Origin of the sequence: Brevundimonas bullata (assembly GCF_003350205.1) — a bacterium.
Taxonomy (GTDB): domain Bacteria; phylum Pseudomonadota; class Alphaproteobacteria; order Caulobacterales; family Caulobacteraceae; genus Brevundimonas; species Brevundimonas bullata.
In genome coordinates, this window is record NZ_QLLC01000018.1 from 1 (window position 1) to 23,927 (window position 23,927).

The 23,927-nt window shown below is 65.6% G+C and carries 19 protein-coding genes; 9 read left to right on the forward strand and 10 right to left on the reverse strand.

The window, feature by feature from the left end; genetic code table 11:
- The coding region (locus DXK21_RS10010; protein ID WP_211306009.1) for a hypothetical protein at positions 1–636 on the forward strand (636 nt) is incomplete at its 5' end.
- A gap of 70 nt (positions 637–706) precedes the next feature.
- On the opposite strand, the gene DXK21_RS10015 is transcribed toward DXK21_RS10010, so the two are convergent.
- Together DXK21_RS10015 and DXK21_RS10020 are read right to left on the reverse strand one after the other, a co-directional pair.
- Positions 707–1,642 (reverse strand): nucleotidyltransferase and HEPN domain-containing protein, encoded by a 936-nt coding sequence (locus DXK21_RS10015; protein WP_112999825.1) that lies wholly within the window; start codon positions 1,640–1,642, stop codon positions 707–709.
- A 278-nt stretch (positions 1,643–1,920) separates the two neighbouring features.
- Positions 1,921–2,502, reverse strand: coding sequence for an SOS response-associated peptidase family protein (locus DXK21_RS10020; RefSeq protein ID WP_114817643.1), 582 nt, complete (start codon positions 2,500–2,502; stop codon positions 1,921–1,923).
- A 114-nt stretch (positions 2,503–2,616) separates the two neighbouring features.
- On the opposite strand from DXK21_RS10020, the gene DXK21_RS10025 reads away from it, so the two are divergent.
- Positions 2,617–2,928: an energy transducer TonB family protein gene (locus tag DXK21_RS10025; protein WP_162790624.1), complete on the forward strand. Its 312-nt coding sequence runs from the start codon at positions 2,617–2,619 to the stop codon at positions 2,926–2,928.
- A 344-nt stretch (positions 2,929–3,272) separates the two neighbouring features.
- On the opposite strand, the gene DXK21_RS10035 is transcribed toward DXK21_RS10025, so the two are convergent.
- Entirely contained in the window at positions 3,273–3,509 is a 237-nt protein-coding gene (locus tag DXK21_RS10035; RefSeq protein WP_114817646.1) for a hypothetical protein, read from the reverse strand.
- 101 nt (positions 3,510–3,610) lie between these two features.
- Positions 3,611–6,169, reverse strand: coding sequence for a DNA ligase D (ligD, locus tag DXK21_RS10040; RefSeq protein WP_114817647.1), 2,559 nt, complete (start codon positions 6,167–6,169; stop codon positions 3,611–3,613).
- Positions 6,170–6,584: 415 nt separating this feature from the next.
- On the opposite strand from ligD, the gene DXK21_RS10045 reads away from it, so the two are divergent.
- Genes DXK21_RS10045 through DXK21_RS10055 form a run of 3 tightly spaced genes read left to right on the forward strand, consistent with a single transcriptional unit; the run spans position 6,585 to position 9,822 of the window.
- Complete coding sequence (locus DXK21_RS10045) at positions 6,585–8,549, forward strand: TonB-dependent receptor (RefSeq protein WP_245945177.1); 1,965 nt, start codon at positions 6,585–6,587, stop codon at positions 8,547–8,549.
- Positions 8,459–9,643 carry a PepSY-associated TM helix domain-containing protein gene (locus tag DXK21_RS10050; protein WP_114817649.1) on the forward strand — a complete coding sequence of 395 codons (1,185 nt, stop codon included), beginning with the start codon at positions 8,459–8,461 and terminating at the stop codon, positions 9,641–9,643. Before DXK21_RS10045 ends, DXK21_RS10050 begins: the two co-directional genes overlap by 91 nt.
- Complete coding sequence (locus DXK21_RS10055) at positions 9,640–9,822, forward strand: hypothetical protein (RefSeq protein ID WP_114817650.1); 183 nt, start codon at positions 9,640–9,642, stop codon at positions 9,820–9,822. Before DXK21_RS10050 ends, DXK21_RS10055 begins: the two co-directional genes overlap by 4 nt.
- A 263-nt stretch (positions 9,823–10,085) precedes the next feature.
- On the opposite strand, the gene DXK21_RS10060 is transcribed toward DXK21_RS10055, so the two are convergent.
- Positions 10,086–12,521 carry a membrane-bound PQQ-dependent dehydrogenase, glucose/quinate/shikimate family gene (locus DXK21_RS10060; protein ID WP_245945178.1) on the reverse strand — a complete coding sequence of 812 codons (2,436 nt, stop codon included), beginning with the start codon at positions 12,519–12,521 and terminating at the stop codon, positions 10,086–10,088.
- 705 nt (positions 12,522–13,226) lie between these two features.
- Between DXK21_RS10060 and DXK21_RS10070 the strand changes: the two genes are divergently transcribed.
- From DXK21_RS10070 to DXK21_RS10085, 4 genes are all read left to right on the forward strand, one after another.
- Entirely contained in the window at positions 13,227–13,802 is a 576-nt protein-coding gene (locus DXK21_RS10070; RefSeq protein WP_114817651.1) for an RNA polymerase sigma factor, read from the forward strand.
- The gene (locus DXK21_RS10075; RefSeq protein WP_114817652.1) at positions 13,799–14,776 is read left to right on the forward strand and encodes a FecR family protein; all 978 of its coding nucleotides are present in this window, start codon (positions 13,799–13,801) and stop codon (positions 14,774–14,776) included. The genes DXK21_RS10070 and DXK21_RS10075 overlap by 4 nt, the downstream gene beginning before the upstream one ends.
- Before the next feature lie 72 nt (positions 14,777–14,848).
- On the forward strand, positions 14,849–17,929 hold the full coding sequence (locus DXK21_RS10080) for a TonB-dependent receptor (protein ID WP_114817653.1): 3,081 nt from the start codon (positions 14,849–14,851) through the stop codon (positions 17,927–17,929).
- A gap of 195 nt (positions 17,930–18,124) precedes the next feature.
- Entirely contained in the window at positions 18,125–19,645 is a 1,521-nt protein-coding gene (locus DXK21_RS10085; RefSeq protein ID WP_245945179.1) for an alkaline phosphatase family protein, read from the forward strand.
- Positions 19,646–19,791: 146 nt separating this feature from the next.
- Here the strand turns inward: DXK21_RS10085 and DXK21_RS17050 are convergent, their stop codons facing one another.
- From DXK21_RS17050 to DXK21_RS10110, 5 genes are all read right to left on the reverse strand, one after another.
- Complete coding sequence (locus DXK21_RS17050) at positions 19,792–21,033, reverse strand: DUF3363 domain-containing protein (protein WP_114817655.1); 1,242 nt, start codon at positions 21,031–21,033, stop codon at positions 19,792–19,794.
- 315 nt (positions 21,034–21,348) lie between these two features.
- Positions 21,349–21,525 (reverse strand): hypothetical protein, encoded by a 177-nt coding sequence (locus DXK21_RS10095; RefSeq protein ID WP_162790626.1) that lies wholly within the window; start codon positions 21,523–21,525, stop codon positions 21,349–21,351.
- A 63-nt stretch (positions 21,526–21,588) separates the two neighbouring features.
- Positions 21,589–22,533, reverse strand: a complete 945-nt coding sequence (locus DXK21_RS10100; protein ID WP_114817657.1) for a DUF2493 domain-containing protein — start codon at positions 22,531–22,533, stop codon at positions 21,589–21,591.
- A gap of 323 nt (positions 22,534–22,856) precedes the next feature.
- Complete coding sequence (locus tag DXK21_RS10105; protein ID WP_114817658.1) at positions 22,857–23,360, reverse strand: GcrA family cell cycle regulator; 504 nt, start codon at positions 23,358–23,360, stop codon at positions 22,857–22,859.
- Between the two features lie 133 nt (positions 23,361–23,493).
- Positions 23,494–23,913 (reverse strand): single-stranded DNA-binding protein, encoded by a 420-nt coding sequence (locus tag DXK21_RS10110; protein WP_114817659.1) that lies wholly within the window; start codon positions 23,911–23,913, stop codon positions 23,494–23,496.
- Between the last annotated feature and the right edge of the window lie 14 nt (positions 23,914–23,927).

Sequence of the window (23,927 nt, forward strand, 5' to 3'; positions counted from 1 at the left end):
TTCAAGGGCCGGACTCTAGCTCCGCGTGGAGGAAATTCTCAGGGGCACGTCACCAGCCACATGGTCCGCAGCGCGTTGAATGTGATCGGGGAAAAGGCCGAAAAGGCCGACCTTCCACTATTTCGACAGGCCCTCGCGTCTCCCTACTTCACGATGTCCGAACGAGATTTCGAAGTGTTCGGAAAGTATGGAGAATGGTCAGATATCCCCAACATCGCTCGGGCTAGCCGCTCGTCTGGCGGGTCACTTCTTATCCCCGATGTCGTGGTGCCGGTGGAAGTCGTCGCTCGAGCTATTCTCAAGATCGCAGGACGGCGGACGAGAGAAGTGCTCGAGCTTGAGCTGCCCGATGTGGTCCGGCGCGCGATGCTAAAGCTCCTTTCCAAGGCCGCGTTCTCTGGGTTGCCGGATACAGCCCTTTTCCGCCTGTTCAACGAGACCTCTGACGATGTCCGTCGAACCGCAGCCATTCGCGCAGCTCGCGACCTAAGTCGGCGACGATGCGTTCAGATACTGGACATCTACAACACCCAGGCCACTTACTATTACAACGTCATGCATTGGCTTGATTTGGCCGTAAGCATGCCAAGAGCCTTGGTTGACACAGTCACCTTCTCCCATCTGTCCGAGGATTGAGCAGGGGCAGTGTCACTCGCGCCTAGCGCTTAGGCCCACTGCCTTCCGTCGGATGGTTTAGCAAGACGCTCTAAGCGCCCGCCCTTGCGCCGCGTGCCAACTCGGCGATCCGATCTTCGCCGGTCGCCGCGACCAAGTCTCGCAGTTGAACGACAGACACTAGCTGGAGCGTCAGGTCTTCAGCATCGACATCGTACTGGTCGGAATAGCGCGCCTCCACGTACGCGCGTTTCAGCAGTTCGAAGCGGCGGCGGTCGGCGCGTTGCTCTCTCGGCCACGCGGCGGCCAAGCGCTTGTCGCTATCCTCCGCGAGGGATCGAAGGAACTTGATGTTGTGGGAACGCGGGAAATAGAAGGTGTGGGTCAAGAGGAAGCAGGCATAGGCCGTCTCGGTCGCCTGATGCAGCAGGAAGGCGGCTCGCTTGCGGACATGCTGCCCCTCTCCGCTCATGGCCACATGCCGTCGCGCATCCTCGATCCAAAGGTCTAGATCCTTGATCCGGGCCTCGTAATAGCGCTGCGCCGCATCCCGCGCCTCAGCCGCCGTCATCGGCTGCGGCTGAGCGAACGGATGCCCCGGCAACTCATAGAGCGTCACCCCGTCGCGCAGGATGTCGGTCCAGAAATACTCGCCGCGCGTCAGGGCCTGGTTCACCTCGGCCATGGTGTGGACGATGATGTTGACCGTCCGCCCCACGGCGGGATCGCGCAGGATCTTGTCCTCGGCGACGTACCAATAGTCGGCGATGTCGGTCAGCTTCTCATGGCTGACGATCACCAGCAGATCGAAATCGGACAGATAGCCGTTGTCGGGTTCATCGACCCAGTCGTTGCGGGCGTATGATCCGAACAGGATGATCTTCAGCACTCGGCCGTCGCGCCGCCAGGACTGGGTGCCCCCGCCACCGCTTTTGATCGCGGCCTCGAACTCGGTCAGCAGGGTCGTGCGGACGCGTTCCAGCTCGCGCTGCTGCTTCGCCGGCAGATGGTCGAGATCAGCGCGCATGGCGGCGCCCGCCCTGCATCCGCAGCGTCGTCGGGTCGATGATCATGCCTGTCGCCTGCGTTTGCATCCGCGCCCCAAATCACTTCCGCACAAGCCTACCTCCCCTGCCCGCCAAGCGCCACAATGAGGGAGGGTGTCCGCCGGACAGTTGAGAACACGAGAGCTCGTGCGCCGACGCCTTTAGCTTGCGCCTGTACATAGCGGCGGCCAGCCGGGGACGCGGGACTGTCGCCGGTCCGGCGGCGCGAGGCAAGCCGCGGGGCTTCCCGAGCGGTATGTCATGAATGTGCCGGCGGCCAGACGCGATCGACGGAAAGCGCCCCCGCGGGCAAGGCCTTCAGCATTTCGCCCTCTGGCCGGGACAGGTCCAGCCAGGCCACCCCCTCATCCGGCGCCAGCACTACGACCTGTCGGTCATGGTAGGGCGCGACATCCGGGCCGGGCTCCGTCGTCAGCATGGCGAAGGCGCCGTCGCGAATGACGCCCGCGATCCAGAACCAGGGCGCTCCGCTCATGGTGAACAGCCATTTGGTCTTTCGCTTCTCACCGTGCTGAGCCTCAGTGAACTCATAGAAACCGTCGGCCGGGATCAGACACCGTGTCGATCCATCGAACCGTCGTCCGTCCGACCGGAAGTTGAACACGGGGCGACCGCCCGGCCCCTTCCACGCCCACGGCGTCATCGTCAGTTGAGGGGTCTCGCCTTCGAGTGTGATGACCGCGGCCCGATCACCAATACGGATGTCGTCCGTCGCCGGGAGGTTGGGCTGGCCATCAGGAAAATGCAGCGGCCTGTCCGCCTGGCGGAAGGCATCCCCGATCACGTTCACCGGGACGTGGAGGCGGTAGTTGTTGCACATCGGGTCAGCTTCTCATGGCGCCGGGGCCTTGTGGAGTCGCAGCGCCGTCACCGAACGTTCGAAGCCGAACAGGAGGAACCGAGCATCGTCGCGGAAGTTAACGGCTTGGAGGGTATGACCATGATCATCATCGCCTTGGCCGCCGCACTGATGCTGGACGCCTCGCCGAAACTGGAAACGGTGGCGAAGCTGACCGCGCGCGAAGCGCCGGCTCAGGAAAGCCACGCTGCGCCGATCCTCGCCGTCGCCGTGACGCTGGAATGCACCGCGCGCGCGACCGGCCAGGTCGAGAACTGCCGCGTGCTGGGAGAGACCCATCCAGGCCTCGGATTTGGCGACGCTGCGGTCGCCTTGATGCGAGACGCGACCGTTGAGCCTGGCGATGAGGACTTCCAGTTCGCCCGAACGATCCAGTTCACCCCCTAAAGGTCTGATCAGTCGCCACGACGGCGTTCGCAACACCCGCAGCCTTCAGCCGTTGAACGGCTTTGAAAGGGAAACCGTACATGCTCAGGTCCGTAATCCTGACGGTGGGAACCGTCGCCCTGCTCACCCTTGGCGCCTGCGGCAGTCGGGACGCCGAGCGTTCCGCGCCTGAAGCCGCATCCCTTGAGGATGACGCCACATCGGAGCTCACCACTGGCGCGGCCGCCTCCAATCCGGCGGCGACCCAACAAGCAGGTGTCGCCCAGACACCTACGCAACAGGTGGATCAGGGCGGGCAAGAGGGATCGAGCGCGCCGCCGCCCCAGTGACGCTCGCCCGAACGCTCAGCTACGAGGCGCCAGATCGCGATAGGGCTCCCCGCGTTCGCCCGCATCCGCCCGCGTCAGGACTTGGGTTTCCAGCGTGGAGGAGATCGCAACCTTGATGTTCCGATGTCGAACGCCGTCGTCCAGGGTTCGACACTCTTCCTTCAGGACATAAAAGATCGGGACCCACTCGACGTCCTTCACCGTGATCAGGCCCGGCATCAGGTCCGGGTTTGGGCCTGCTGCCGCCGCCATGGCGTCTAACGCTTCCGCGAGTTGGTCTGGGGTCATGGTAGCGCTTTAGCCGAGTCGGTCAGGCTCAAGAACCAGGTTGCAGCAAGGAAGACGGCCGCCGCCTAGACCCCCATCGCTTTCAGCGCCGACTTCAGGCTAACCGCCGAGGCGCGGAAGTTCGCCCATGGATCGGGCTTCTTCAGCAAAGCCCCATAAGTCCAAAGGTTGAATGCAGCCGGATCCAACCCGGCCTTGACCTGCGCCCATGAGAGGGGGAACGCGATCCCCGCCCCCGGTCGGGCGCGCGGCGACCAGGGGGCGACCGCCGTCGCCATCCGTCCGTTCCTCAGATAGTCGATAAAGATCTTTCCGCCCCGCGCCTTCTTGGCCAGGGTGGTCGTGAACCGATCGGGCGCCTCAGCGCGGATCTGTTCGGCTACAGCCTTGGCGAACGCCTTGTTCTGGTCCCAGGTGACACGCGAGCGGGCGTCCGTTTTGATCGGTGCGACAACGTGCAACCCCTTGCCCCCGGTCGTCTTGACGAAGGCCGCCAGGCCCAAAGCCTCGACCTTCGCCTTCACCACCTTGGAGGCAGCGATTACATCGGCGAAGTTCAGCCCTTCGTCTGGGTCCAGGTCGAAAGTGATCTGGTCCGGGATTTCCGGCTCGCCAGGGGCGCAGCCCCATGGATGCAGCTCCAGCCCGCCCGACTGGGCGATCGCGACCAGACCGCCCACATCGGCCGCGGCGACATAGGGCGTGCGCGCCTCGACATCGATCAACTTCAGGCGCGGGTTCGACCCCGGCATGGCGTGACGCTGGAAGAAGGTCTCGCCGGCGATGCCCTCAGGCGCACGAATGATCGAGGTCGGCCGGTCCGCCACATGGGCCAGAATCCGCTCGGCCGCCGCTTCATAGTAGCGCGCCAGATCGGCCTTGGTGATCGCCGGCCGGTCATCCACGGCGGGCCACAGCACCTTGTCGGGACTTGAGATCGTCACTCCGGCGACCATCACCTTGCCCGGTCCAGCCGACCGCGTCGTCATCATCGGGTTCTTCGCATCGCCCATCTGCGTCGGGGTCTGCGGCGCCTGCGTCACCTCGGCAGCCGTCTTGTCTTCGCGCAAGCCTTTGAACGCCGCCTGTCTTAGGGAGCCCGCCTCGGTGTATCCCCCATGCTCGACTTCGACGACCAAAACCGGTTTGACCCAGTGGATGTCTCTGGCCGCCCTCGGCGCGCGTGGACCAAAAAAAGGCGATCTGTCTGTCGCCACGCCCTTAAGCGCCGGCACCAGCATCTTCGTCACCGCTTCGCCATAGCCGGTCCCAACGCGTCCCAGATAGCGCAGGCCGTTCTCTTCCTTCACGCCGACCAGTAGCGAGCGAAACCGCGTCCCCCCTTCCGACGACCACCCGCCGATCACCACCTCGTCGCGCCCTCGGCATTTGGACTTCAGCCAGGTCGTGGACCGCCCCGCGTGATACGGGGCTTCCAGCTTCTTGGAGATCACACCTTCTAGGTCCATCCTGCACGCGCTCTCGAGCACGGCCTGCCCTGATGAGGCGAAGTGCTCGACGTAACGCACCCGACCCGCCGCTCGTTTGGCGATCCGGTCAATATAGGCCTGTAGCCGCGCCTTGCGATGCGAGAGCGGCAACTTGCGCAGATCCTCCGCCCCCTCGAACAACAGGTCGAAAGCGAAGTAGACAAGGCTGCCGGTCTTCTCGTTCGAGATTGCGGCCTGAAGCGCCCCGAAATCAGGCATGTGATCGTCGTCCAGCGCGCACAACTCACCGTCGATCACAGCGTCCGGCCAAGTTGCGGCATCCGCCGCCAGCTCAGGGAACCGGTCACTCCAGTCCAGACCCTTGCGTGTCCGCAGCACCGCCCGGCCGCCACCGACCCCGATCTGAATGCGATAGCCGTCAAACTTGATCTCATGCGACCAGCCCACTCCGCCGGGCGGATAGTCCGTCACCTTGCACAGTTGGATCGGCGCAAATGGTGGCGGCTTTGGCGCCTTCAGCGCCGCTTTCGACGACCTGGGTTTGGCCGGCCCCTTTCGCGGTTTCGGCTTGGACGACGTCCATTCCTTGGCGCCCTCTGCGATCTCGACCAGCGAGCGCCCCGTGGTTACGGAGGCATCGATCTCGGCCAAAGCATCCCCCTCGCCTGCCACCGCGAAGTCGTCCTTCTCCTTCAACAGCAGCCAGTTGTTCCGCTTGGACGGCTTGCCGCGATCGTTCTTCAACCGGATCAGCGCCCACTTGCCCTTCAGCCGCTCGCCGTGAAGGACCATTTTGATTTGCCCCTTGGCCCAGGCCGCCTCTAGGTCCGGCTCCTGTGGTTCCCACGTGCCGACGTCCCACATCTGCACCGTGCCGGCGCCATAGTTGCCCTCGGGTATCGTGCCCTCGAACGAGCCGTAGTCCAGCGGGTGATCCTCGACCTCCACTGCAAGTCGCTTGACCGCCGTGTCGCGCGACGGCGCCTTGGTCACGGCCCAGGACTTCAGCACCCCGTCCGCCTCAATGCGGAAATCATAATGTAGCCGCGTCGCCGCATGACGCTGGATCAGATAGCGAAAGGCGCCCGTGGATCGCCCGCCCTTGGCGCCCTTGGGCTCGGGAGTCTCGCCGAACCGGCGCTTGGTTTGGTAGGTCTTCAGTTCGCCACGCATCCCGCCATAATCCCTGCTGGAGCAAACCGTTGCGGCTCATGTCGTCAGGATCAGGGACACGGTGATTTCGGCAATGCGCCAGCAGCGGTCATTGAATGGTCGCCGATAGCAGACCTTCTAGCGCGCCCTCCTACATATCCGCTCCCGCAGGTTGCCACAGGGGGTCGCAAGTCGTACTGCGACGCATTCTTATCATGAGTGCGAGGCGACGATGCGCCCTTCCCTGTTCGGCCTCCTGGCATCCGTCTCCTGTATGGCCTTGACCAACGCCTCGCCGACCTGGGCGCAGCAAGAGGAACCGACAACTCTTTCCGACATCGTCGTAACAGGATCGCAGGTTTCCCTGCCCCCCGCCTATGCTGGGGGTCAGGTGGCTACAGGGGGGCGGGTCGGCTTATTCGGGTCGCTGGACACTATGGACACGCCCTTCTCCTCGACCAGCTTCACCGAAGACTTGGTCCGCAACCAGCAGGCCCGCAGCGTCGCCGACGTGCTGCAGAACGATCCGGCGGTCCGCGTCTCCAAGGGCTTTGGCAACTTCCAGGAGCTCTACATCATCCGCGGCTTCCCGGTCTTCTCGGACGACATGACCTATAACGGCCTCTACGGCGTGCTGCCGCGCCAGTACGTGGCGGCGGAGCTGCTGGAGCGAGTCGAGGTCTTTCGAGGGGCGACCGCCTTCCTGAACGGCGCTGCGCCCGGCGGCAGCGGCGTGGGCGGCGCGGTCAACCTTGTGCCCAAGCGCGCGCGCAATGCGCCCCTGACTCGTCTGACCGCCGGGTGGGAAGGCGGCGACGAGATCTACGCCGCCGCGGATGTTTCGCGCCGCTTTGGGGAGGGCGACGCCTGGGGCCTGCGTCTGAATCTGGCCAGCCGCGCGGGCGAAGGCTCGGTCGAGGGCGAAGGTCGCGCCATGACGGTTCTGGGCCTCGGCCTGGATCGCCGCGGCGATCGCGCCCGATTCTCCGCCGACTGGGGATGGCAGGACAACCGCATCGACGCGCCGCGTCCGCAGGTCACGCCCGCCGGCGCCATTCCAAAGCCGCCGTCCGCCGACAAGAATTTCGCCCAGCCCTGGACCTATACCGACGAAACCCAGCTGTTCGGCGCCCTGCGCGGCGAGTTCGACGTGACCGACGCCATCACGATCTGGGCCGCCGTGGGCGGACGCGAAGGCAAGGAGCGTAACAGCCTGGCCAACCCGACAGCGCAAGCCGACGGAAGCCTGAGCAGCAACCGTTTCGACAACGGACGGCGCGATCAGGTCTTTTCAGCCGACGTCGGCGTTCGCGCTGATTTTGACACCGGACTGGTCGGACATCGTCTGGTCGCCTCCGCCGCCCAGGTCCAGACGCGGGAGAGCAACTCCTACGCCTTCTCCGATTTCGGCGGCTTCGTCGGCAACATATATGATCCGGTCTTCGTCCCTGCGCCGCCCGCCGACGCCCTGATCGCCGGTTCGTTGACCGATCCCACCGTCGTCGGGCGGGTCAAGACGACCAGCTTCGCCGTGGCCGACATGATCTCATTCCTGGACGGCCGCGTCCTGGCCACGGTCGGCGCCCGCTATCAGGAAATCGACACTCGCTCCTACGACTACAACACCACGGCTCGCACCGGCAGGTACGCCAGCGATGCGGTCACGCCGGTCTTCGCCCTTGTCTACAAGCCCAGCGACAGGGTCTCGCTGTACGCCAACTATTCCGAGGCCCTGCTGCCCGGGAAAATCGCGCCGGGCGTGATCAACAACCTGCCGGTCGCAAACGCGGGCGAGGTGCTGGAGCCCTTCCGCGCCCAACAGGCCGAGGTCGGCGTCAAATACGACGGCGGCGCCTTCGGCGGCACGCTCAGCGCCTTCACCACCACCTTGCCGAGCGAGCTTTTCGACCCTGCCGACCGCCTCTATTCCGCCGGCGGTGAGCAGAAGAACCGGGGCGTCGAGCTGACGGTCTTCGGCGAGCCCGTCATGGGCCTACGGCTGCTCGGCGGCGCGACCTGGCTGGACGCCGAGATCAAGCGCGCGCTGGATGCGTCGCTGGACGGCAAGTCGCCCATCGGCGTGCCAGAATTCCAGGCCAACCTGAACGTCGAGTGGGATGTCCCCGCCCTCGCCGGCCTCACGCTAGAAGGCCGCGCCGTCCACACCGGCGCCCAGCCCGCCAGCGCCGACAATGCGATCGAGCTGGACTCCTGGACGCGGTTCGACGCCGGGGTGCGCTACGCCTTCGAGGCGGGCGGGCAGCCCCTGACCCTGCGGGCGCGGGTCGAGAACCTGGCCGATGACGATCAATGGGTTGCGGTCGGCGGCTATCCGGGCTCGAACTATCTGACGCTCGGCGCGCCCCGCACCCTGCGACTGTCGATCTCCACGGAGTTCTGAACCGCATGCGGACGCGGACCATCCGCGCCTGGTCCTGGGTGCACAAGTGGTCGAGCCTGATCTCGACCGTCTTCCTGCTGATGCTCTGCATCACAGGCCTGCCGCTGGTGTTCACGCACGAGATCGAGGAGGTCCTGTTGCATCAGCAGTGGGAACCAGCACGCTCAGACGGTTCGAAACTGAACCTGGATCAGGTGCTCGAGGTCGCCCTGTCGCGCCATCCCGGCGACGTCGCGGCCTTCATGAGTTTTGATGAGGAGCGCCCGGTCGTGAACGTGACGAGCGTCGATCCGAAGGGACCTGCCGGCGTCTACAACTTCCAGCCCATAGACCAGACCAGCGGCGAGGCCGCCCCGCCTGTCGCCGGCCACCCGGTAATGGAGTTCCTGCTCCAATTGCACACCCACATGTTCCTCGGCCTGCCCGGCATGCTGTTCCTAGGCGCCATGGGTCTGTTCCTCATTGCGGCCCTAGTGTCGGGCGTCGTGCTCTACGCCCCTTTCATGCGTCGCCTGCCCTTCGGCACGGTTCGGGCATCCAAGGCGGCGCGTACACGCTGGCTGGATTATCACAACCTTCTAGGCGCGGTGACGCTAGCCTGGGTTCTCGTCGTTGGCGTGACGGGCGTGGTCAACACTCTGGCGACGCCCATCATCGCTTTCTGGAAGGACACGGCGCTGAAGGAACTGACTGCCGCCTACGACGCCCCTGTCGCGGCAGGTGAACGCGCCTCGCTCGATGCAGCAGTGAAGCGCGCCCAGGCCGCTCTGCCCGGCATGAGGTTGCAGTTCGTGGCTTTCCCCGGTTCTGACTATTCGACGGATCACCACTATGCCGTCTTCTTCCACGGCGACACGCCGCTGACGATGCACATGACGACGCCAGCGCTGATCGACGCGCGGACTGGCGACCTAGCGGCGGTGGCGCCCATGCCTTGGTACGTGAAGACCCTGTCGCTGTCCCAGCCGCTCCATTTCGGCGACTATGGCGGGCTGGGTCTGAAAATCCTGTGGGCGCTGCTGGACATCGCCATGATCGTCATCCTGATCTCAGGCCTTTACCTCTGGCTCGCCAAGCGGAAGAAGACGTCATGAGCCGCAAGGACCTGGGCTTCCGGGCCATATTCGACGCGCCGATCATCCTCTTCGCACTCAGCCTGACCGGGCTGATCGGCGCTCTGTTGGAGGATGGTCTGTGGGACGGCCTCGGCGCCGCCCTCCTGGGAACGCCCCTCCTCGTCCTGGCGTGGGCTTTGATCCGTCGAAGACGGTAGAAGCCTGTCCGGTCTGCGTGGCCCGATACCAACTAAACCGTCGTCGCCGTTGCCTAACGGTCTCCTTATTCGTCCAGTCTGCGCCAAAAGCGGTCATCTGGGCAAGGCCGAAAACACGACATTCCGGATCACACACATAGCTCAAACCCGCCGGCGGTCGTCCTCAGTCGGCGGACGCCATGAGCGGATCTTCGACCTCTGGCGTCACGATATCTTCAGCCTCCCCTAGACAGGTTCGCCCAGACCCTCGGCTGAACTGACAACTACCGCTGCGGCAGGGCCCAGGCGATCACATGATCTCCCGCCGGGGTCTCCATGAAATGATGCCCGCCCGCCATTAGCACCAGGTACTGCCGCCCGTCCTGCTCATAGACCATGGGTCCGGCCTGACCGCCGGCCGGCAAGACGTCGGACCAGACCGTCTCGCCGGTCTCGATGTCGATGGCCCGGATCAGGTCGTCGGTCGTAGCGGCGATGAAGATCAGCCCGCCGGCGGTGACAACCGACCCGCCGTTGTTGGGGGTGCCGATGTCGAGCGGCAACATCGACGGGATGCCGAACGGGCCGTTCTTGCGCGCCGTGCCTAGGGGCCGATCCCAGACAGTCTGGCCGGTACGAATGTCGATGGCCCGGATGCCGCCGTAGGGGGGCTGTTTACACAGCATGCCGGTCGAGCCCATGCGCCAGCCGGCGTTGACGTCGATGGCGTAGGGCACCCCCATCTGGGGATCGCCTGCGCCCTCGGCGCCTTCCGGGACGCCGCCGCGGGACTCCGGCGTTTGTTCCTCCAGCCGTGGGTCGCCATGCGGGAACCAGCCCTTTTTATCGGCTTCTGCGCGCGGGACCAAGCGATTGAAGTTAGGCATATCGTTGTAGTTGGCGATGATCCAGCCCCGCTGCGGATCGACCGCAATCCCGCCCCAGTCCGACCCGCCATTGTAGCCGGGATACTGGATCCAGCGCCGGTCGCTGGTCGGCGCCGTGTAGATGCCGTCATAGGCGGCCTGGCGAAATCCGATGCGGCAGATCATCTGGTCGATCGGCGACATCCCCCACATGTCGCGCTCGGTGAGGTCGCGCTTCGCCAGGGTATGGAAGCGCGAGAACGGCTGGGTCGGGGCGCGCTCTTGCGGCTCCACCCCGCCCACGGGCGCGGGACGATCCTCGACAGCCGTCAGGGGCCGACCGGTGCGACGATCCAGAATATAGAGGTCGCCCTGTTTGCTGGGCAGGACCAGGGCCGGAACGACACCGGCAGGGGTCCGATAGTCGATCAGAGTCGCCTGGGAGCCGAGATCGTAGTCCCAGACGTCCTTGCGCACCGTCTGGAACGACCAGGCCGGGCGGCCGGTGTTGACGTCCAGCGCCACCAGGGACGTCGAATATCGATTCTCGGCTTCCGACCGGTCGCCGCTGTAATAGTCGGCGGCTGAGTTGCCCATGGGCAGATAGACCAGCCCGAGCTGTTCGTCGCCCGAGGCGGTCGTCCACATATTGGGGGTGCCGCGCGTGTACTGGTCGCCCGCGTCCGGCCGGCCGGTCAGGTCGGGCCGGGTCATGTCCCAGGCCCAGCGCAGCTCGCCCGTGATCGCATCGAAGCCCTGGATCACGCCCGACGGCGCCGACCGGTACTGGCCGTCCAGCACCTGGTGGCCGGTGACGATTACGCCCTGGACGATGGTGGGCGCCGAGGTGATCGAGACCATGCCGGGGATCACGTCGCCCATGCCGATCTTGATGTCGACCGCGCCATTGGTCCCGAACCCGGCGCAGGGGCGGCCGGTCCGGGCGTCTACGGCGATCAGCCGGCCGTCCAGCGTGCCTTCGATGATGCGGGTGGCGCAGGGGGCTGCGGCGGCGGGAGCTGCCGGCGTGGTCGGCGGCGGAGCGCCGGGCGCACCCGCCGCCGGGGCGGACGCCCCTGCGTCGTGATAGGCCACGCCGCGACAGGCGGCGGTGTACGGAATCCAGTCGTCCGAAACCTCGGGATCATAGCGCCAGCGCTGGCGGCCGGTGCGGGCGTCCAGGGCGATCAGAATGTTCCGCGCGGTGCACAGATAAACCGTGTCGCCGATTTTCAGGGGCGTGGTCTCCGCGCCCCATTTTTCTTCCGGGGTATCGCCAGTGCGGAAGGTCCAGGCTCGCTCTAGCTGGCCGACGTTGTCAGGGGTGATCTGGGTCAGCGGCGAATAGCGCCGCGACGCCTCGGTTCCGCCATAGGTCGGCCAGTCCGCGCCGGCGGCGCGCAGCGAGGGATCGGCCATGGCGGCGAGCGCGGCGGCCGCAACGTCGGCTGGCGACACGGGCCGGTTGGCCTGAGCGATGACCACGCCGGAAATCAGGGCCCCGACGACAAACACCGCCGCTCCCGTCAAGGCCAGCCGTCCGCCTCGGCGGGTGTCCAGCACCGGCAGTGCGGCGATCACCAGCACCAGCAGAACGGCCGGGGCGACCACCCGGGGCACCAGGGCCCAGCCGTTCAGCCCGACCTCCCACACGGCCCAGAGCACGGTCAGCACGAACACGCCGGCGTAGATCAAGGCCCCGGCCAGACGGAGCCGCCACAGCATCACGCCCGAGGCGATCAGCCCCAGACCGGCGAGCAGGTAATAGGCAGACCCGCCCAATGACAGCAGCCATGCGCCGCCAACCACCAGCACCAGACCGATGATTACAAGCACAGCGGTCAAGGCACGCACCGCGATGCCGCTGAGGCCCGCTCGCCTGTCTGTTCGCGCCATGTGCATACCCCGAGGCTGAATATCCGCACTTTGTGAACCGCGACTGCGCGGAGTGGTTCCCCTCGGCCGGTATGCGCGGCTTACACGTAGCTGAGCGCAGACGCGCTCGACGCCGCAGGCATCGAAGTGCCATTTCCCCAGACGGATGTGCGCCTTCGGAGCTTGTTCGACCGCGAAGGCGAAGACGCGATTGAAGCTCTCGATCTGGCAAACCGAAGAGAGCTCCGCGTCGGCCGCGATCCGCACGTTGAAGAGCCCCGTACGCACCCATCCTCAACCAATGACGCAGCGAGTGAGATCCTTGCGCCGCCAATAGACCCGGTGGACCAGGAAGGTTGAGGCTATTTCCCATTTCCGAGCTATCCGCTTTTTCGGACCTAACGGGCTCGAAAAGACTGTCATTATTGAACGCTTCGCCTGACGAAGGATTCGACGCGCGGGCAGGCCGAGAGGTCGGCTTCGCGCCAGGAGCTGACATTGGCCCATATGTGCAAAGCGGACTTCCGGTCCGACTGCTCCCCGTTAGAAGCAATGGACAGGATTAGATTCTCACCCTCTCGGATTTCTTCTCGTTTTCGGGGCCTGTCATGTAGGGGGATTATGGAACTGAAGTGTCTGAGGAATCGCCCTGGGTGCAGCCCGGCGTAGCGGAATGGAACGTGCATGGTTGGGGACGGGGAGTTGAAAGCGTGGTTCTTCAGGGAGGTGTTTCCTCTCGAAGCCGCCCTGACTCGCTATATCCGTCGCAACTGGCGCAACGAGAATGACGTGGCCGACTTGAGGCAGGACATCTACGCCAAGGTCTACACAGCGGCGCAGCGGCAGCTGCCGCTGAACGCCCGCGCCTTCCTGTTCACCACGGCCCGGAACCATCTCATCAATACCGCCAAGCGCGCCAAGATCGTGTCCTTTGATCTGGTGGCCGATTTGGAGGCGTCCTTCCCCGAGGCGGCCTCGGCTGACCTCGACAGACAGTTGACCGCGCGAGACGAGCTGAGGCGAGTTCAGGCGGGTCTAGAGCGGCTGCCGACGCGTTGCCGCCAGGTGATGACCTTGCGTCGCGTCGAAGGTCTCTCCACCAAGGAGGTGGCGGCTCATCTCAACATCAGCGTCAGCACCGTCGAGCAGCAGGTGGTTCACGGTCTCCGGGCGCTCACCGACTACATGATGGGCGGTCAGGGACGGATCAGGCGATCTCCGTCCAAGACGCCCGCCGCCAAAAGCGAGTCTCAATCATGAGCGCCCGCAACGCAATTGAAGAGACAGCCGCCTATTGGCTGGTGCGCCAGGGCGACGGGCTTTCAGGCGAGGAGCAGGCTCAACTCGACGCCTGGTTGAACGCCGCCGCCGAACATAAAACCGCTTTCTGGCGCCTCGAGTACAGCTGGGAGAAGGCTGGACGCCTGAGTGCTCTACGTGGGCCCGACACCCTGGTCGAAGCCATGGTCGAAGCCATGGCCGAAACCACGCCTTCCGCCTCGCCGCGTAGGGGTCAGCTCCGTTGGGCCGTGGGTCTGGCGGCTACACTGGCCCTGGCGGTGCTGACATCGACCGCCCTCCTCTGGCCCCGGCCAGCGCACTATGCGACCGACACCGGAGAGCGGCGCCTCGTGGCCTTGTCTGACGGGTCGCGTGTCGAGTTGAACACGGAAACCCGCCTGCGCGCCTCCATGTCGCCGGACAGCCGAGAAGCCTGGCTGGACGAGGGCGAGGCCTATTTCGAGGTCGCCCACGACGCATCGCGCCCCTTCACTGTTCACATGGGCGATCGCACCGTGCGCGTTCTGGGCACGCGGTTCAGCGTGCGACGCGAAGGCGAAAAGGTGCAGGTTCTCGTCGCCGAGGGACGCGTCCGCCTCAGCGGCCCTAAAAGCGGTCCCGCCGCCAAACCCGTCCTGCTGGTGCGCGGCGATGTCGCGACCGGCATGGGGGCTTCCGTCCTGCAAAGCCGGACATCAGACCAGCGCGTGGATGACCAGTTGGCCTGGCGTCGCGGCCTTCTGGTGTTCGACCAGATCACCCTCTCGGACGCCGCCGCCGAGTTTAACCGCTACAACCAGACCCAGCTGAAAGTGCTCGACCCTCAGACCGCCGCCATCCGCATCGGCGGCAGCTTCGAAGCCACGAACGTAGAGGCATTCGTCCGCCTGTTGCAGAGCGCCTACGGCCTGGAAATCGACCACGACGACGGAATTGTAAAAATATCCGAATAGGGATGTAGGGGGTTTCCGCCTTCGTCTTGTCACAATCCCAGAGCCGTCCAATCCGGACGACAAGGGGGTTCTATGACTAAGGTTTCGTTCTTGCGGCATATGCTGACCGGCAGTGCCTGCGCTTTGATCCTGGCGGGAGCAGCAGCGGCGCAGACCCGCAATTTCGACGTTCCGTCGGGAGAGCTGAAAAACGCCCTGGACGCCTATGCGCGTCAGGCCGGCGTTCAGCTCGTCTACAAGACCGAAGACGTGCGCGGGGTCAGAACGCGCGGCGTTCAGGACGCCGTTGATGCGGAAACCGCCCTTCGTCGTCTGCTGGAAGGCACAGGCCTGACCGTTCAGCGCGACAGTTCCGGCGCCCTGGCCATCGTGCGCCAGGCAGTCCAGAAAACGGCCTGGAACGATGATCAGGCGTCGACGGTGGAAGAAGTCGTCGTCACCGGCTCGCGCCTGAAGAACGTCTTCGACGCCGCCACGCCAGTCGTCAGCATGGAACGCGAAGCCCTGCTCGAGGGCGGCTACATGGACCTGGCCGAAGCCCTGACGGACATTCCCGGGGTTGAGGAAGGCAGTTCTCTCGCCAACAATCAGAGCGCGACCCAGGCCAACGGCCTGTCGACCATCAGCCTGCGCAATCTGGGCGAGAACCGCACCCTGACGCTGATCGACGGCCATCGCACCGTCTCCAACGCAGGCAACCGCAACGCCGTCAGCCTCAGCTCCATCCCCGAGTTCTTCATCGACCGCGTTGAAGTGACGACCGGCGGCGGCTCGGCCGTCTATGGCTCCGACGCCATCGCCGGGGTGGTCAACATCATCACCGAGCGCAACCTGGACGGCTTGCGCGCCCGCATCGTCGGCGGCACGACCCACGACGGCGGCGGCGACTCGATCGAATACTCGGTCGGCGCCGGCGGCCGGTTTCTGGACGATCGCCTCTATGTCATGGCCGGCGCGACCTACGACCGTCAGTTCAAGCTGAAGGCGACGGATCGCGATCGCGCCCTGCAATCCATTTTGTACGTGCCAGCCAGCAACACGGTCACCACGCCGGATCGCTCGACCTACATCTCTGGCGGACGCTTCATCAGCGGCCGTTGGTTCTATGATGACAGCGGCCTGCGCCCCAACATGGTCACCGCCGTCGACGGCTATGAAGACCGTCCCGATGGCACGCTGATCACGCCGCGTGACAACCTGAACGGCGCCGCCAAATTCGACTATGCTGTGAGCGACAACCTCAAATTCTGGGGCCAGCTCCTCTATTCCAACGTCGTGACGGATTCGACGCGGGCTCCCACGACCTTCAGCAACACGACCACTTTCGGCGTCAACGACGAGTTCACGATCGGGCGCATGTCGCGCACCCTGAACCCGTTCGCCCCCGCCGAGATCAAGGCGGCGGCCTCCAGCTCCGGCATCGACTTCCGTCGTCGTGTGACCGAGGTCGGCCCCAATCTGATCCACAATGAGCGCGAGACCATCCGCAGCTGGGTCGGCATCGAAGGCAGCCTGCCCAAAGACTGGGACTGGAAGCTGACCTACGGCTACGGCAAGTTCTCCGGCGAACAGATCCGCGGCAACACGCTGAACCTGCAGCGCGTCAAGTGGGCCCTTGATTCCGAGCGGGTCAACGGCGTGGTGCAGTGCCGCGACGCCGCCGCGCGCGCCGACGGCTGTGTGCCGTTGAACCTCTTCGGGGTGGGGTCGATCACGCCCGAGATGGCGAACTATATCCGCGCCAACACCTACTATCGTCCGACCAATCGTCAGGACACGATCGAGGGCTATGTCTCGGGTTCCTTGTTCGAGCTGCCCGCAGGGCCGATCGAAGCCGCCTTCGGCTTCGAAAGCCGCCGCGACCACACCCAGACGCGCACCGATCCGCTGATCCAAAGCGGCGTGGCCAGCTCCTCCTTCCTCCCGGAATACGAGGGGACCATCAAGGCCAACGAGGTCTTCGCCGAAGCCTCCGTGCCCCTGCTGGCCGACCTGCCGTTCGCCCATCGTCTGACGTTCAACGGCGCCGTACGGGTCGCGGACTACAATCTCGACGCTGTCGGCACGACGGTCAGCTATCGCGCCGGCCTGCAATGGTCGCCGATCTCGGACCTGCGCATCCGCACCGAGTACGCCCGCGCCCAGCGTGCGCCTGACACCAGCGAACTGTTCTCGCCGCCGCGCGATGACGCCGACAACGTCGTCGACGTCTGTAGCGGCGTGACGGCCAATACCGCCGGCATCGTCGCCCAGAACTGCCGCGCCGACAGCCGCATCGCCGCCGCCATCGCCGCCGCGTCCGACGGTACGTTCCGCCAGCTGACCACCCAGATCAAGGCGCCGAACGCCGGCAACCCGGACCTGTTCGAGGAAACGGCGGACACCTGGACCCTCGGTCTGGTCTATCGTCCCAGCCGTGCGCCGGGCCTGGAACTCAGCGTCGACTACTATGACATCAAGATCACTGACGTAATCTCGTCGCTGAGCAACTCGGCCCTGCTGCTGGGCTGCTACTCCGACGCAAACGGCGCCGACAACGTCTTCTGCGACACCATCACCCGCGACGAAAACGGGCAGTTGGTGCGCATTCTGAACCAGGAGCAGAACCTCAACGAAACCCGCGCCCGCGGTGTGGACTTGGCCGCATCGTACCGCTTCGACCTGGAGCACTTGAACGTGCCCGGCAAGTTCCGCGCCAGCATGAACTACAGCCGCCGCCTGGAGTTGAGCACCGAATACGACAGCATCGACAAGGTCGAACTGGTCGACTCGGTCGGCGAGGTGGGCACAGCCAAGAACGAGGCCCGTTACGGCCTGTCCTGGTATGATGATGTCTGGAGCGTGCGCTGGTCGTCGCGCTTCATCGGCGAGGTGGTCGACAGCCTGGAACGCAAACAGCAGGCCGTCGCCGCCGGTTGGTCCGACCCGCTGTTCCTCAATGTCGACGCCTACTGGCGCCACGATCTGAGCGTCAGCTTCAAGCCTGACCGCAGCAACCCGCAGTTGAAGGTGTTCGGCACCGTCAAGAACATCTTCAACAACTACGGCCCCTTCCTGCCGGACGGCACCGACAGCGGCAACGCCTACAACTACAGCTCGGCCTACGGCATCACCGGCCGCGCCTTCACCCTGGGCGTCCAGGTCGAGTTCTAAGACGCTCCAAAGGACCCGGCGACGTTCTGTCGAGCGTCGCCGGTCTCCGGGACCAATCAGGTCCCATCCGGTTCATTTCAGGATCAAGCCATGTCAAAACGCTTCGCTGTCGCGATGGCGGCGCTTCTCTGCGCCTCATCAACCCTCGTCCAGGCGCAGGACACGGCCTCTTCCCCCTCTTCGCCGAAGTTGGTCGTGACCATTGTGGTCGATCAGTTCAGCGCCAACCTGTTCAACCAGTACCGCAGCCGCTGGACAGGCGGCCTGCGTCGCCTGTCCGACGAAGGGCTAGTCTCAAGCAACGGCTATCAGACCCACGGCCTGACCGAGACCTGCCCTGGACATTCCACGGTCCTGACCGGCGTCCACCCGGCTCAGACAGGCATCCCTTCCAACGACTGGATCGACCCGACGACGGGCGAGGAAGTCTATTGCCTGGCCGCGCCCAGCAACACGCTGGCCCATGGCGGCAACAGCGACAACGGCCCGGTGGGCCCCGACAATATCCGCGCCTCCAGCCTGGGTGACTGGCTCAAGGATCAACGCCCTGGCTCGCGCGTCTTCGCCGTGTCCGGGAAGGACCGGGGCGCGATCAATCTGGCGGGCCATCGCCCCGACGGCGCCTACTGGTTCACCGACGACTTCGGCCTGACCACCTATGTCGAGCCAGGTCAGAGCGCACCGGCGCGTCTGGCTGCTGTCGACGCCTTCAACGCCGAGTTCCGTCGCCGCCAGGCCACGACGCCCCACGCCTGGACCTATAGTCAGCCCCGGTGCCACGCGCTGGAAGCCCGTTGGGAAATCAACGGCAGGACGCTGCATTCCAAGGTTCCTCCAGCCAAAGACGACTTCGATTCCTCGCCGGAACTGGACGAGGAGACGCTCAAGGCCGCCATCTACCTGATCGACACCCAGAACCTGGGCCAGGGGCAGACAACCGACCTGCTCGGCGTCAGCCTGTCGGCGACCGATCGCATCGGCCACGCCTATGGGACGCAGGGGCCAGAGATGTGCGAACAGATGCACCGTCTCGATCAGGCCCTGGGCCAATTCCTCTCTCGCCTCGACACCATCTCCGGCGGCGCCGTCGTGGTCCTGACCGCCGACCACGGCGGTTCCGATTTTGTCGAGCGTCTGGCGCAGCGCGGCTCCCCTCATGCCCACAGGATCGATTCCGCCCCGCTCGCCGCCGTCAACGCCTCTCTGCGTCAACGCTTCGGCCTGGACGCCTCACCGCTTCAATCGGGCTCCAGCGGCCTGATCGTGGCGGACAAGGCCCACAAGACCCTGCCGGAGCCGCTGCGAAGCCAGATCATCGAGGCCGCCCTGCCCATGCTGCAGACCCTGCCCGACATCGTCTTCGTCGAAGCTCGCGACCGCCTTCTGGCCGACCCCTTGCCTGACAGCGAGCAACCTGAAATCCTCACCCTTCGCGAACGCATGCGCCTGTCAGCCGTGGCCGAACGCTCTCCCGACATCATCATGGTCCGTGCGGCGAACGTCACGGGCGGCGGACGCGTCGGCGGCAATATCGCCGGCCACGGCACGCCCTGGGACTATGACCGCCGCGTGCCTATCCTGTTCTGGAAGCCCGGCGCGTCAGCCCAGGAGCGCTTCCTGCCCATCCGCACCATCGACATCGCCCCTACCCTGGCGACCGTCATCGGCGTCCAACCCCCGCCAGTCTCAGGACGCGCCCTTCCACTCTGGGACTGATGGGAAGCTTTGAGGCAACCGACGGTGGGATCCCGGTTGCTCCCGAGAAGCATGATCCGGCGATGGCCATCAGACCCGGCCCCAGCGCCCGAAAGCAGCCATTTCGAACCGCCGCCTTGAGTCACAAGCAGCCTATAGGCCCACCTTCACAATTCGTGATGCTGCCCTTTCACGGCAACCGCCACCGCCATCCCCTGCCCCACAGGCGATAGCGCCACCGCATCCCCAACCGCCAACGGCTGCCCTCCCACCTTCAACCGACCATAATGCTCCACGCCCTGGGCATCGCGAACCACGACAAAGGCCGCCGCCCCCGCCTCATCGTGAAACCCCGTCTTCACCACCACCCCAGCCACCTTCTCGCGCCCCAACAGCCGCACCTCGCGCGCGCCCTCCAGTCGGCGTTGGTTCATCGTCCTGATGATGTCCCGCCGCACTTGTAGGGTTCGCAGCTTCATCTCCATCTCTGGATCGAGCCGGTATCGACGGCCTGCGCGCATGGCGAGCCCCAGCTCTTCCAGATGCCGTAGCCTCCCCCGGCTTAGCGCCGCCCAGGCGCCGGTCCCTCCTGCCCCGTCATCGACCATGCCGTCTGCATCCGCCGCCGCCAGCAGTCGTCTATCCAACCCGGTGAACCGATCCGCCTGGGTCTCCTTCCAGACCCGCCGCTCGGCGTCGACACGCGAAAGATCGCCGAGCCGTTCCTGTGCGACCTCCTGGGCACGGGCTCGAAAGCCGTAGCCCATGTAGTCGCGAGGGATGACTAGGTCCCGTCCATCCCCACGCCGCCCTCTCACCAGGACATGGGCGTGCGGTTGGTCGGTGTCGTAATGGCAGGTCGCGACCCAGCGCAGAGCTGGCTCGCCCAGATCGGCTGACACCCGCGCCATCACCTCCCGCACATAGCCCCTAAGATCAGCGATCCGATCGCCGTGCTCGGGCGAGATGATGAAGCGGAAATGATGGCGGTCAGCGCTCCATCCACGCGTTTCCAAGGCCGCCTCAATCCCATCGTCCGCCCGGTCGAAGAAGTCCGGACGCGCCCCCTCGACGCCCGCCCCTGACCGGCCGAGATAGGCGACGTGCGCCGCCAGCGCCCCCGCCCGCGTCGCGGCCTTGCCGACATGTCGCGACACCAGGGCCTTCACGATCACACGCTGGCGGACATCCATACGGAAGGCCCGGCCCGACCGTCCCTGCGCCGCCCTGAGCACGCCCGAACGATCTCCCAGGGCGAACTGACGCGACGCCGCCAGCCTCTGGAACAGGCCTGTGCGCACCGGCACCCGATCGATCTTCAGGGAAAGGGGAAGGCGGACCTGGACGCCTTGACGATCTGGAGCCGTACCCAATGTCAGCCGGTGATCGATCGCCTCGCGGATGAGCATGATGCGCCTCCAGAAAAAGGCCGCCGATCCCTAAGCCGACAACTCTCCGCAAGTCATCCAGAGCCCGACCTTCATCGGCTAACCCATCGAAAGAATAGCGAAAAGAAGGCCGCGCCAACACCGCCTTTTATCTTGCCCTAAGGCCCTTTTCGCAGATTTCCAGACATCCTCAGCAAAGCTTCGGACACCCGATCAAATGCGATCACGCGTCTCCGCTGTCAAAGGCGGGAGCGCTCAACCGCGTTTCGCTTGGCCAATGCTGCCGCCGCATAACAAAGAAAAACCCGCCCGGCCTAAGCCGAGCGGGTCGTTCATTCAGTCTGCCGGACGGTCCGGTTCGTCGTCCCAGTAGGCCGGATCGCAGGGATCCAGTCTGCGGATGCAATAGTCGTCCCAGAGATCGGCGGCTGAAAGGCGGATCGCCATCTCGTTCTGCTCGGCTTCCCATTCGATGCGGTCCGGTTCGTCGTGGTCGGAAGTGTCGGAGGTCATCACCCTCTCCATGGAATGACTCGCCCGGAGAGACCGAGCGAGTCGTTTTCGAGATGCAGATTGTCAGGCGACTCGCGCCTTGACGGCGACGTGTCGCAGCCCGGACTCCATCGCCTTCTGCCCGAGGTTCAGCGCCGGTCCGAACGGACGTCCGTCCACTGACCGCCCCTCATCCAGAGACCGTGCGAGCGTAAGGCAGCAGGTCGGCTCGAGCGCGATGAGATCATCGTTGGCCCTGAAGGGCGCCGCCTTGCCGTGGGCGTCGAAATCCGCCCGGGCGAGGATGAGCGTCACCCCCTTCTGCTGCGCCCATCGGATGGCCAGCTTCTCCGCGCCTTTCGCTCCGGTCGTGGCGAGCGCCATGTCCGGCCACTCCGCCAGGGCCCAGTTCAGGGCGTCGAAGATGCGCGCCGCGTCCTCCGCCCCATCCGCCGACGGCGCGCCCCGGAAGGCCACCACTGCGCCCCGGTGGCGGGCGTCGCCCGCCCTCCGCTCGCGAACCGCCCGGATGGCTTGCTTGGCCTCCAGCTGCGCCGCCGTCAGGAAGCTCCCCCGGCGACTGCCTCGCCAAGCTGTCCAGACTTCTCCCGTGGCGACTGTCCAAGCGTCGGCGGCTGCATCCCGTATCCGCTCCGCCGCCTGCGTCGCCGCATCGCCCGCTCGAGCCTTGGCGGTCGCCTCCTGCAGCTCCACGTCCGCCGCCTCCGATCCATCGAAATCGCGGTCGAGCCGGCGCATTGTATCGCGCGCCCGATCAGCCTCCCGTTCGATCCGACCGGCCGCCGAATGAAAGGCGCCGATCAGGGCTTCGCCCAAGAGCGTCTGGAAGTCCTCCAGCGCCGTGTCCGCGATCACGTCCAGAAGTTCGGTCATGAGCGCTCGCCCAAGCTGGACCAGGGCTTCCTCGGAGGCCTGCGGGCGATGATCGCCGAACGCTGCGCCAAGATCGAAGGCGGAGTCTGATGTCGCGGTGACGACCATGGCCGAGCCGGTGTTCGAAGTGTGCATCGTATCGTTCCCGTTCTGAAAGGCCGAAGCGCCCCATGCGCAACGACCCCGTTCCTGGCCACGTCGGGGTCCCCGGCGGTCACCGAAGCGGTTCGCCTCTCGCGGGCCGCGAAGGGAAACGGCGAAGCCGTTGACGGCCGGGGTGACGTGTCAGGATGGGAGGTCGTTGTGTGGGGGCATGTCCTCGCCCACTCGGGGCGAGGACCCTATTCGGCGCCGTCGCGCCGATTGCCACGGAAGACGCGCCGACGCCCCAGACCGCGACGACGGCCGCGCCGTCGTCGCCTTCTCCTCCGCGGCGGTCGCCCTGGACACATCAGACGTCAATCGACGCCGACCATCCTCATCAGGCTCTCGGCCGAACAGGGCCGCCTCTGATAGCCTACGGCGGCATGGGCCGCGCAAAAGGCGCCGTGCGTCACCGGACGCCCGCACAAACCGAAGCCCGCCTCGCCGGAGGAGCCGTAGGGCCAGCGGCACTGACCGAACCCTACGGACAGTATGGTGGCCGTCGGCGCGGGCGGCGCAACCCCCAAGGCCGCCGCCATCCCCGCCGCCGATCGGACCTTCACGGCCGCAGGCGACCTCGCACCGGGCGGCGAAGCATCGACCGCGTCCCGAGGCGGCTTCGCCCGGGGCGGCGCCGATGTTCGCGCGCGCCTGACCTCGGGTCCACGGGCCAGGCCCAGGCGATGGACCTTGCCCAGGACGGCGCTGCGCGAGACGCCGCGGCCGAATTCGCGCGCGATGGCGGCGGCGGTCCGGCCCTCCAGCCACAGGGCGGTCAGGCGGAGAATACGATCCTCGGTCCAGATAGAGACGGTCATGGGGATGCTCTTCGTCAGCGAGCCCGATCGGCTCGCCCCCGACCGCCCTTCCTCCCGCTTTCCGGGACCGGCATGACAATGGCCCGGCGCGTCTGCGCCGGGCCCTGCCGTCCGCCTTCCGACCGGGTTGCAGTCAGAAGGGGATGTCGTCGTTCAGATCATAGCCGGACGCCGCATCCGGGCAGGCGTCACCGGCGGCCGGCTCTCGGTTCGAGCGGGCGTCGCGCCGGTTCTTCAACCGCATGTCGTCCACCACCACCCGCAGGTCGTAGTGTTCGACCCCGTCCTTGCCGGTCCAGCTGTCATTCTCGACATGGCCCTGAAGGACGACCCGGCTGCCCTTGCGGGCATAGGGGGCGATGTAGGTTTCCGTCGTCGCCTCATTGAAGCAGACGCAGTTGAAGGCGGTCGTCCGCTCGCCCGGTTCCCCGTCGGCGCGCCGATAACGGGTCGTCTCCAGGACGCGGAAGCTCGCGCGTTTTCGGCCCGAACCCTGGGCCGAGAGGATGGACGGGTCGGCGGCCAGATAGCCTTCGATGACGAGGGTCTGCATGGTCAGTCTCCTTG

Excerpts from the sequence above, each read along its gene's own strand:
- DXK21_RS10025 (WP_162790624.1), top strand. The coding sequence starts at position 2,617 with ATGACCATGATCATCATCGCCTTGGCCGCCGCACTGATGCTGGACGCC.
- DXK21_RS10015 (WP_112999825.1), bottom strand. The coding sequence starts at position 1,642 with ATGCGCGCTGATCTCGACCATCTGCCGGCGAAGCAGCAGCGCGAGCTG.
- DXK21_RS10110 (WP_114817659.1), bottom strand. The coding sequence starts at position 23,913 with ATGCAGACCCTCGTCATCGAAGGCTATCTGGCCGCCGACCCGTCCATC.
- DXK21_RS10070 (WP_114817651.1), top strand. The coding sequence starts at position 13,227 with ATGGTTGGGGACGGGGAGTTGAAAGCGTGGTTCTTCAGGGAGGTGTTT.
- DXK21_RS10055 (WP_114817650.1), top strand. The coding sequence starts at position 9,640 with ATGAGCCGCAAGGACCTGGGCTTCCGGGCCATATTCGACGCGCCGATC.
- DXK21_RS10105 (WP_114817658.1), bottom strand. The coding sequence starts at position 23,360 with ATGACCGTCTCTATCTGGACCGAGGATCGTATTCTCCGCCTGACCGCC.
- DXK21_RS10050 (WP_114817649.1), top strand. The coding sequence starts at position 8,459 with ATGGGTTGCGGTCGGCGGCTATCCGGGCTCGAACTATCTGACGCTCGG.
- DXK21_RS10080 (WP_114817653.1), top strand. The coding sequence starts at position 14,849 with ATGACTAAGGTTTCGTTCTTGCGGCATATGCTGACCGGCAGTGCCTGC.
- DXK21_RS10095 (WP_162790626.1), bottom strand. The coding sequence starts at position 21,525 with ATGACCTCCGACACTTCCGACCACGACGAACCGGACCGCATCGAATGG.
- DXK21_RS17050 (WP_114817655.1), bottom strand. The coding sequence starts at position 21,033 with ATGCTCATCCGCGAGGCGATCGATCACCGGCTGACATTGGGTACGGCT.
- ligD (WP_114817647.1), bottom strand. The coding sequence starts at position 6,169 with ATGCGTGGCGAACTGAAGACCTACCAAACCAAGCGCCGGTTCGGCGAG.
- DXK21_RS10045 (WP_245945177.1), top strand. The coding sequence starts at position 6,585 with ATGGACACGCCCTTCTCCTCGACCAGCTTCACCGAAGACTTGGTCCGC.
- DXK21_RS10020 (WP_114817643.1), bottom strand. The coding sequence starts at position 2,502 with ATGTGCAACAACTACCGCCTCCACGTCCCGGTGAACGTGATCGGGGAT.
- DXK21_RS10100 (WP_114817657.1), bottom strand. The coding sequence starts at position 22,533 with ATGCACACTTCGAACACCGGCTCGGCCATGGTCGTCACCGCGACATCA.
- DXK21_RS10075 (WP_114817652.1), top strand. The coding sequence starts at position 13,799 with ATGAGCGCCCGCAACGCAATTGAAGAGACAGCCGCCTATTGGCTGGTG.
- DXK21_RS10035 (WP_114817646.1), bottom strand. The coding sequence starts at position 3,509 with ATGGCGGCGGCAGCAGGCCCAAACCCGGACCTGATGCCGGGCCTGATC.